The organism is Phenylobacterium sp. (assembly GCF_044372605.1).
Lineage (GTDB): Bacteria > Pseudomonadota > Alphaproteobacteria > Caulobacterales > Caulobacteraceae > Phenylobacterium.
Genome location: NZ_JBILRO010000143.1, coordinates 1 through 8,706 on the forward strand (window position 1 = coordinate 1; position 8,706 = coordinate 8,706).

General features: G+C 65.1%; 8 protein-coding genes. 3 read left to right on the top strand and 5 right to left on the bottom strand.

Annotated elements, in window-relative coordinates; all coding sequences use genetic code 11:
* The coding region (locus ACIQ42_RS12015) for an enoyl-CoA hydratase/isomerase family protein (RefSeq protein WP_397422427.1) at positions 1 to 734 on the bottom strand (734 nt) is incomplete at its 3' end.
* A 607-nt stretch (positions 735 to 1,341) separates the two neighbouring features.
* Between ACIQ42_RS12015 and ACIQ42_RS12020 the strand changes: the two genes are divergently transcribed.
* From ACIQ42_RS12020 to ACIQ42_RS12030, 3 genes are all read left to right on the top strand, one after another.
* Entirely contained in the window at positions 1,342 to 1,863 is a 522-nt protein-coding gene (locus tag ACIQ42_RS12020) for a PEPxxWA-CTERM sorting domain-containing protein (RefSeq protein ID WP_397422428.1), read from the top strand.
* A 281-nt stretch (positions 1,864 to 2,144) separates the two neighbouring features.
* A complete protein-coding gene (locus ACIQ42_RS12025) occupies positions 2,145 to 4,814 on the top strand; it encodes a TonB-dependent receptor (RefSeq protein ID WP_397422429.1) in 2,670 nt (889 codons plus the stop codon).
* 145 nt (positions 4,815 to 4,959) lie between these two features.
* Complete coding sequence (locus ACIQ42_RS12030; protein WP_397422430.1) at positions 4,960 to 5,379, top strand: MerR family DNA-binding transcriptional regulator; 420 nt, start codon at positions 4,960 to 4,962, stop codon at positions 5,377 to 5,379.
* Between the two features lie 26 nt (positions 5,380 to 5,405).
* Here ACIQ42_RS12030 and ACIQ42_RS12035 read toward each other — a convergent pair whose 3' ends face one another.
* The 4 genes from ACIQ42_RS12035 to ACIQ42_RS12050 form a co-directional block, all read right to left on the bottom strand.
* Positions 5,406 to 7,064, bottom strand: coding sequence for an amidohydrolase family protein (locus tag ACIQ42_RS12035; RefSeq protein WP_397422432.1), 1,659 nt, complete (start codon positions 7,062 to 7,064; stop codon positions 5,406 to 5,408).
* The gene (locus tag ACIQ42_RS12040; RefSeq protein ID WP_397399896.1) at positions 7,064 to 7,276 is read right to left on the bottom strand and encodes a hypothetical protein; all 213 of its coding nucleotides are present in this window, start codon (positions 7,274 to 7,276) and stop codon (positions 7,064 to 7,066) included. Before ACIQ42_RS12040 ends, ACIQ42_RS12035 begins: the two co-directional genes overlap by 1 nt.
* Positions 7,273 to 7,479: a hypothetical protein gene (locus tag ACIQ42_RS12045; RefSeq protein ID WP_397422433.1), complete on the bottom strand. Its 207-nt coding sequence runs from the start codon at positions 7,477 to 7,479 to the stop codon at positions 7,273 to 7,275. Before ACIQ42_RS12045 ends, ACIQ42_RS12040 begins: the two co-directional genes overlap by 4 nt.
* Positions 7,479 to 8,706, bottom strand: a 1,228-nt coding sequence (locus tag ACIQ42_RS12050; RefSeq protein ID WP_397422434.1) for an acetyl-CoA C-acetyltransferase, incomplete at its 5' end; no start/stop codon positions are given. The genes ACIQ42_RS12050 and ACIQ42_RS12045, both read right to left, overlap by 1 nt.

Consider the following 8,706-nt stretch of genomic DNA (forward strand, 5'->3'; position numbering starts at 1 on the left):
TCATCGAAACCTTCGGAGAGGCCCATACGCATCAGACGCTTTGAGGCCTGCACCGCCAGCGGCGCGTTGCCGGCGATCTCCAGCGCCAGGTCCCGCGCGACCTTGGCCACCTCAGCCTCTGGGACGGCGCGTGACGCCAGGCCCATGTCGACGCTTTCCTTCGCGCTCAGGGTGCGGCCGGTGAAGATGATCTCGGCGGCTTTTGACCAACCCAGCAGACGCGGCAGGATCCAGGTGCCGCCGCTTTCCGGCACGATCCCGCGCTTGGTGAAGGCCGCCGCCATCTTGGCGGTGTCGGACATGATGCGGATGTCGCAGCCCAGTGCTGTGTCCATGCCGTAGCCCGCCGCCGAGCCGTTGAGGGCGCAGATCGTGGGCGTGCCCAGATTGAACAGCACCGTGGGCGGGGTCGAGCGCAGGTCGATGTCTGTCGACGTGGATGCGCCCTGCAGGCCGGTCGAGCCGTTGGATGCGCCGCGCAGGTCAAGGCCCGCGCAGAATGCCTTGCCCTTTGCCGTCAGGATGATGCAGCGGACGTCCTTGTCGCGGTCAGCCTTCAGTAGCAGTTCGCCCAGCAGGACCAGCATCGGCCCAGAAATGGTGTTGAGCCGCTCGGGCCGGTTCAGCGTCAGTGTCGCGATGTGATCGGAGACTTCGTAGAGCACTTCCGGGCTGGCATCGGCGGCGACGGCGGTGATCGGTGCGGCGGCGCCGCTGTCTGCGGGGGCTGTCATGGCAGTTCCTCGTGTTTTTGCGCGTTACTCACAGGCTAATGCCGACTGACCCGTGTTGGAACCCGGAATTGCGGGCGCCTGAGGCAGCCATGACTCGCGCAAGGCCGCCCGAAACGAACCAGTGGCGTTCATCAGCCTGGTCCTTGGCAATGCAGCCTACCGCCGGAAGGCCGTCGTTCCTGTGATCATCGATGGCGCCTTGGTGGTCCTGTTCGCGGTCTACCTGGCCTCAATGGTGTAGAATTCCCCAGAGGACGGCCTTCGGAGCACCACTTGAGGGAGTGTCGATGCCCTTTTCGCCACAGTCAAATTCTACCAATGAGAGAGTTATGCTGTGCCTGACGATACTCTATAGCTGAAGTCTTGTCGGCGGCGGGTATCGCCATGCGAGCGGGGACTTCATGGCCCTGAAGGTGTGATGACGATGCATTTCAGGATCTTGTTTGCCGAGATTGCAGCGTTATCGCTGGCGGCAGGGGGCGCTTTCGCTGAGCCCTGACGTGCAACTTCGCTCGCCTTACAGGGGAATCCCGTCGCGAACCGCTGGGAGCCTGCTATCCTGCACCAGATCGGGCGCATTACCCGACTGCCCAACCGGATCCTTTTGATGTTTTCAGCCGCCAAGACCCTGCCTTTAGTCCTCGCTACGGTAGGTGCCCTGTTGTTCGCCTCGGCCGCCCAGGCCGGGAGCTATATCCCGGCTCTACCGGATTTCGGCGCATCGCCCTCTACATTTGTGACTCCCACCGAGCTGCCGACGTTCGAGCCCTTTCCTGGTGTTACCAGTGAGGAGCAAGGGCTGCTGTCGTTCGCGTCTGATATCGGCGGCCAGGCTGAAATTCTCGCTTACGCGGGCCGGGGCGAGATGTCTTCGCTGCCGTCGCCAGCGACCTGGGCCATGATGTTGGCGGGATTTGGCATGGCCGGCGCTATGCTGCGTCGCGGTCAGCTCTATCGCCTGGTCGAACATGCCGCCAACGGCGACACCCAAACCGAGGATTTCCATGCCCCGGACGACAAGTGTGCCATCGAGCGCGCGCTCAGCGTGGCCGAAGGCGTTCGCCTGGAAATCTGGCGGGGCGATGAACTTGTACAACGCGTGGACGCGCCTTCCCGGGCGACAGGCTGAACGACGGAATTCCCGTCGCCCCGCGTTAAACCCCTGATCGAGCGTCTTGCTCGCGAGGTTCGGACGCGCGGGGTTGCGTCTGTGCCGACATGCCCGCAGGGTTTCGTGACCGGACCGACAAAACCCGGCCCTCTTTCGGACGCGCGCCGCCCTTAGCCACAAGCGGCGTGCGGTGCCCCGGCTCGATACGGACGGCGGTGGGTTTTCAACGGGAGCTGACGATTTTCCGAACGACCAAACCAGTGGAGACGTGGCGGCGCGTCCTGTTGATCTCAGGCCTGATGGCGTCGGCCGCACCGGTTGCCCTGGCTCAATCGGCAACGACCGCACGCGTCGCGCCTGACACCGACACGACAGTGACCGAACTGGTGATCACCGCCGCCGCCGCCCAGTCCGGGGCGGTGGTAGGCGATGTCGTCCCGGAACTTCAGCTCGATCCGGCGGATATCCAGGCCTATGGCGTCAGCACCATGGCCGAACTGCTGGGTCAGCTTTCGGCCCAGACGCGCAGCGTGCGGGGGCTCGGCGGCGCGCCAGTGATCCTGTTGAATGGCCGTCGAATTTCAGGTTTCACCGAGATCCGCGACCTGCCCACCGAGGCGATCCTTCGTGTGGACATTCTGCCTGAGGAGGCTGCGCTCAAATACGGCTTTGCGGCCAGCCAACGCGTCGTGAACTTTGTGCTCAAGCCGGAGTTCCGCGCCTCGACGGCAGAGTTGTCTGGCGGTGCGCCGACCGCCGGCGGACGGAGATCCGGTCAGGCCGAACTGGGCTTCTTCAGCATCAAGAATGACCGGCGCTTCAACGTCGACCTGAAGGTCGAGAGCAGCACCGCGCTGACCGAGGATGAACGCAATCTGGTTCCGTTGACTGCCGGTCGGGCCTTTGACCTGGCAGGCAATGTCTCGGGCGCCGGCGCGGGCGGAGAGATTGATCCCGGGCTCAGCCGACTGGCCGGGCGCACGGTCACGCTGGCCGGCGTTCCCGCCACAGCCGCTTCGCGTACCCCGAGCCTGACGGACTTCGTGGCGACGGCAGGGACGCCCAATGTCACCAACACCGGCCGTTTCCGCACGCTGTTGCCCGCTACCGATCAGGTAACCGCCAATGTTGTCTATAGTCGCCCCGTCGCCGGCGGCGTTCTGGCGACGTTGAATGCGACATTGGAGGCGACCCGGAGCGACAGCCTTAAGGGCCTGCCGGGTATCAGCCTGCTGATCCCTGCTGGCCATCCCGTCTCGCCATTCAGCACGCCGGTGATCCTGGACCGCTACACGACCGCGCTCGGACCACTCGCCCAATCGCGGGACAGCTGGAGCGGGCGGCTGGGCGGCGGCCTCAATCGCGATCTGGCCAACTGGCGACTGTCGCTGACCGGCGCCTACGAGCATCAGGATACCCGCACCGACAGCGATACCGGGATTAATGCCCTGGCGCTTCAGGCCCTCGTCACCGCGCGCGCGCCGGGCTTCAACCCTTTCGGCGCGCTGCCAGCGGAACAGTTGTCGTCTCGCGAGAACGCAACGCGGTCGAAGTCTGACAATGCCGAGATCCAGGGTCTGGCCAGCGGCCGGCTCTTCAGCATTCCGGCGGGCGCAGTGCGGACCAGCCTGCGTCTTGGCGCCGAACGGATCGCGTTCAACTCAACTTCCGAGCGCCTGGGCGTAGCTCAGAGCGTGGACCTCTCTCGCAACGCCTTCACCGGCCAGGTCAATCTGGATGTGCCGCTGGCCAGTCGCCGCGCAGGGTTCCTTGCGGGCCTGGGTGAACTTTCCGCGAACGGCAATCTGGCGCTGGAGGATCTGTCGGATGCGGGATCTCTGCTCACGGTCGGCTACGGCCTGAACTGGCGGCCGATCAACACATTCAGTCTGATTCTTTCGGCAAGCCACGACGAGGACGCCGCGACCATCCAGCAGTTGGGCAATCCGCTGGTGTTGACTCCGGGCGTGAGGATTTTCGATTTCGCGACGGGTCGCACCGTCGACGTCACCCTGATCAGCGGCGGAAATGCGGGCCTGAGCAGCGAAACCGCCGACACCCTCAAGATCGGCCTCAACTACAGCCCCTTCACCAAGCGTGACCTGGTATTCAGCGCCAACTATGTCGACACGCGCACCGACAACCCCATCGTCACATTCCCCGCCGCAACAGCCGACATTGAGGCGGCCTTCCCGGAGCGTTTTCAGCGCGATGCCGCCGGAAACCTTGTGCAGGTCGACTATCGGCCGGTGAATTTTGCGCGGCAGGATCGGCGTAACCTGCGCTGGGGATTCAACTATACCCAGCCGGTGGGCCCCCAGCCAGTGCCGCCCCGAGGCCGTCCGGGCGGATCAGGCCGACCAGGAGGCGCACCACCGGGCGGGATGTCGGGCGGTCCGCCGTCATTTGCCGCAGGGGGCCCACCGCCCAGCGCTTTCGGCGGTGGCGGTAGCCCGCGTGGCGGGCCGGTCGGGACCGGCGGACGGTTGCAGGCCAGCGTTTACCATACCGTGGTTCTGGAAGACCGCTATCTGGTCAGGCGCGGCGGACCTGTTCTCGACCAGCTGAATGGCGCCGCGGCCGATGGTTCGGGCGGAGGGCAGTCACGCCATGAGGTCGAGGCCGAACTGGGGGTCTCGGCCAAGGGGCTGGGCGCACGGTTCACGGCCAACTGGAAGAGCGGCACCTCCGTGGACGCCGGGCCTAGTTCGCCAACCGGCAGCCTTCAGTTCTCTGATCTGACCAGGATCAATCTCCGATTATTCGCCGATCTGGATCAGCAGAAGCCGCTGATCGACAGGGCGCCGTGGCTCAAGGGCTCGCGCGTCTCGTTGTCGCTGAACAACCTGTTTGACGAGCGGATCAAGGTCCGCGACGCCACCGGGGCGACCCCCATCGGCTATCAGCCCGCCAACCTCGATCCGGTAGGCCGCACGATCCGTTTCAGCTTCCGCAAGTTGTTCCTCTGAACGGAAAATGATGTTGACGGGTAGCATCATCGCGCCGCCGCGCTATCTTGGTGGTCAGGGCTGCCTGTAAGTGGCGGTGGCTCCAATGAAATCCGCACGACATCACGGTCTGTCATATGGTCGGGCCGTGTGAAGGGAAACGCCGATGACCATGCTGACGAACCTCCGCCGGCCGCCGTACCGGACCTATTCGATCACCCAGCTCTGCCGCGAGTTCGGCGCCACGCCGCGTGCCCTGCGCTTCTATGAGGAGCAGGGGCTACTGACGCCGGGTCGGCGCGATCTGGCGCGAGTTTACTCCTACAAGGACCGCGCCAGGCTGCAATTGATCCTCCGCGGGCGGCGGGTCGGACTTTCGATCGCCGAGATCCGCGACATCCTCGACCTCTATGAGGAGAAGGGCGAAGCTGTTCAGAGCGCCCAGGCGCTTCGCGTGTTCCGCCAGCGGATCGAGCAACTGGAAGCGCAACGCCAGGAAGTGGAAGACGCCATCCTGACGCTCAAAGCCGCAGCCGGTCGCCTGGCCCGTCAACATCCCGACGCAGCCAAGTTGGTCGAAGCCTGAGGGCCAAAGGCGAACTCCGGTTCGCCCTATACGCAGATAATGCCGGCGCGGGCGTCTGAATAGGCGCCTGCGGTATAGGCGACCTGGCCATTGACCAGGACCGTGTCGATGCCGGTGGCGGCGCGAACATAGCGCATGCCGTCGCAGGGCATGTCGAAAACTGGACGCTCCTCGCCGCGGCCGATGGTGGCGGCATCGAAGATCACAATATCGGCGGCCTTGCCGGTCTCAAGACGGCCGCGATCCTTCAGCCCCCAGATGTCGGCGGTTTCGGCAGTGATCTTGGCGACCGCCTGCTCAAGGCTAAGCGCGCCGGATTTGCGAACGAACTCGCTGAACAGATAGCCGGTGTCGCCGTAGGTCGAGAATGAGGCCAGATGGGCCCCGCCGTCGCTGGCCCCGATGTGCACCAGGGGATGCGCCAGCATCGGGCCGATGCGTTCGGTGACCTCATGGCCTGCGTTGGCGTTGAGGAAGGCCACATCCAGCCCGTGCTCGAGCGATAGGTTGATGAGCGCAAGCGCGGGCGCCTCGCCGCGTTCACGTGCGATGTCCGAGAGCGTGCGACCTGTCAGCTCAGCGGGTGCGCCATCGCCGCCCCGCACCACCAATCGGCCCATCATGCGCTCGCCGCCATCGGGACCGAGGTCGGCGACCATCTTTTCGACGGTATCGGGATCGCGAAGCGCGGCCATTCGCTGTTCCAGCGGCTGACGCAGAATCCGCACCCAGCGGGGCAGGCGGGCGAAGAACAGGCTGGGGCGCAGGAGGCTGAAGCTTATGTCGATGGGCCGGGTCTGCATCTGCGGCCAGACACGGGCGCCGCGCGCGAACTGTTCCTCAACGCGGGCCATTGTGCGGGCGACGTTGTCGGGCGTCGCAGTCGAGTCGAACACCGGCGAGAAGGTGGTGGGTATGTTGTGCTTCAGGCTGAGTTCGGCCAGCTGGTCGATGCGGGCGATGGTGATGTCTATGGCGTAGAATTCAGGCACGATCTGCAGCATGCGGCCGTATTCGCCGAGGACAGCGGAGAGCGCATCCAGCTCCTCGAACTGGGCGAAGCGGCTGGGCACCGGGCGGCCGTTTTCGTCCACGTCGACAAAGCTGGTCGAGAGCCCTACCGCGCCGGCATCTAGGCATTCGCGGAGCATCACCTGCATGGCCGCGATCTCGTCGGCGGTCGCGGCGCGTTCCTGGGCATCGGCGCCCATGACCCAGAGGCGTATGACGCTATGGCCTACCAACGGGGCAACATTGATCGACAGGCTCTTTTCGATCGCGGCGCGGTACCCGGCGAAATCTTCCCAGGTCCAGTCGAACGCTTCGGTGAAGGCTGCGGGCGGCATCTCCTCGATCTGCTGGAACATGCCGATCACCCGCTGGCGATCAGTGGCCCGGAGCGGGGCCAGCGAGAGCGAACAGTTGCCTGGAACCACGCAGGTGATGCCGTGCTCCAGGGCAGGTTTGGCGGCCCCGTCCCACAGAAGCTGGACGTCAAAGTGAGTGTGAGGGTCGATGAAGCCCGGGGCGACTATACGACCTTTCGCCTCGACGAACCGGTGAGCCTGACCCTCGATCCGGCCGACGGCAGCGATCTTGCCGTCCTGGATAGCGACATCGCCGAGATAGCCCGGGCCGCCTGAGCCATCCACCACCAGACCGCCGCGAACAATGACGTCGTACATCAAAGACCCTCCACGATCCGGCGCCAGGACTGGCCGGTCAGTTCATCCACGTGGGTCGCCCCACAGGTCTTCATCAATTCAAGGCCGGTCGCCTCGTCGAGCACCACCGGGCCTTCGGCGCCGTTGGGATGACGCAACCGGACCAGCAGTTCCGCCGAGCCGTCATGACCGGCGACAATCTGGGCACCAATGATCACGGCTTCCGACGTCATCCGACTGGCGGTTCGACGAAGACGACATCGGATCCCAGCAACAGGCCGGGGGGCCTGCGCATGGCGAAGATGTGCAGGTTCCAGCTTCGGATGGCGTCGACCGCCGCGCCCTGATCCTGATCGGGCAGGGCGCGGGCGGCGATCTCTTCCACGGTCTCGCCCGGCCCCGGGGTAACGAACCGGCGCTGGAGCGAGAGGGTCATCAGAGCATCTCGACGATGATGGCGGGCGCCATGCCGCCGGCGGCGCACATGGTGACCAGGCCACGCTTCAGACCACGCCGCTCAAGTTCATCGACGATGGTGCCGATCAGCATGGAGCCGGTGGCGCCGATCGGATGACCCAGCGCCATGGCGCCGCCGTTCACGTTGACCTTCTCGCGATCGAGCTTGAGGTCGCGGATGAACTTTTCGGCCACGACCGCGAAGGCTTCATTGATTTCCCACAGGTCGATGTCGTCGGGGGTGAGGCCAGCCTTCTTCAGCACCTTCAGCGCCGCGGGAACCGGGGCGTTGAGCATCAGGGTCGGGCTGTCACCCATATTGGCCATGGCGACCACGCGGGCGCGGGGTTTCAGGCCGTTCTTCTTGGCGTAGTCGCCAGAGGCCAGCAGCACCACACCGGACCCGTCCACGACGCCCGAAGAGTTTCCGGCATGGTGGAAGTGCTTGATCTTCAGGTCGGGATAAACCTGGTTGATCAGGCCGGCGAAGGTGGTGCCCTTGGTGTCGAGCGGCACATTGGCCATGGCCTCGAACGAGGCCTTTAGTGCAGCAAGACCTTCCTTGGTGGTCTGGGGGCGCGGGAATTCCTCGTGGTCCAGGGCCAGCGTGCCGTCGTCATGGTAGACCGGGATAAGCGCGCGGTCGAAGTGACCGTTGCGGATGGCGTAGTCGGCGCGCTGCTGGCTGACCAGGGCAAGGTCGTCCAGCGCCTCGCGGCTGATCCCTTCCAGTGTGGCGATGGCGTCAGCGCAAATGCCTTGATGCGATTGCGGATGCTGGGCGCGCAGGTGCAGGTTGCCTGAGTCCATCAGCATCGGACCGGCTTCCGGATCGGGCTTGGGGGCGCTGGAGGCCGTGTAGGACATCATCTCGCAACCACCGGCGATGACCAGGTCTTCCATGCCCGACATGATCTGCGCGGCGGCCAGGTTGACCGCCGTGATGCCGGAACCGCAGTAGCGGTCGAGCGTCACGCCGCTGGCCTTGATGTTGTAGCCGGCGTCGAGGGCAGCCATACGGCCCATGTCGCCGCCCTGCTTGCCACGCTGGGAGGACGTGCCCCAGATGATGTCGTCAACATCGGCGGTGTCGAGGCTGTTGCGTTCGGCCAGAGCCTTCAGGACGGCGGCGCCAAGACGCTGGGGGTGCAGGTCAGCCAGGGCGCCTTTGCCCACCTTGCCGATGCCGCGCGGGGTGCGGCAGGAG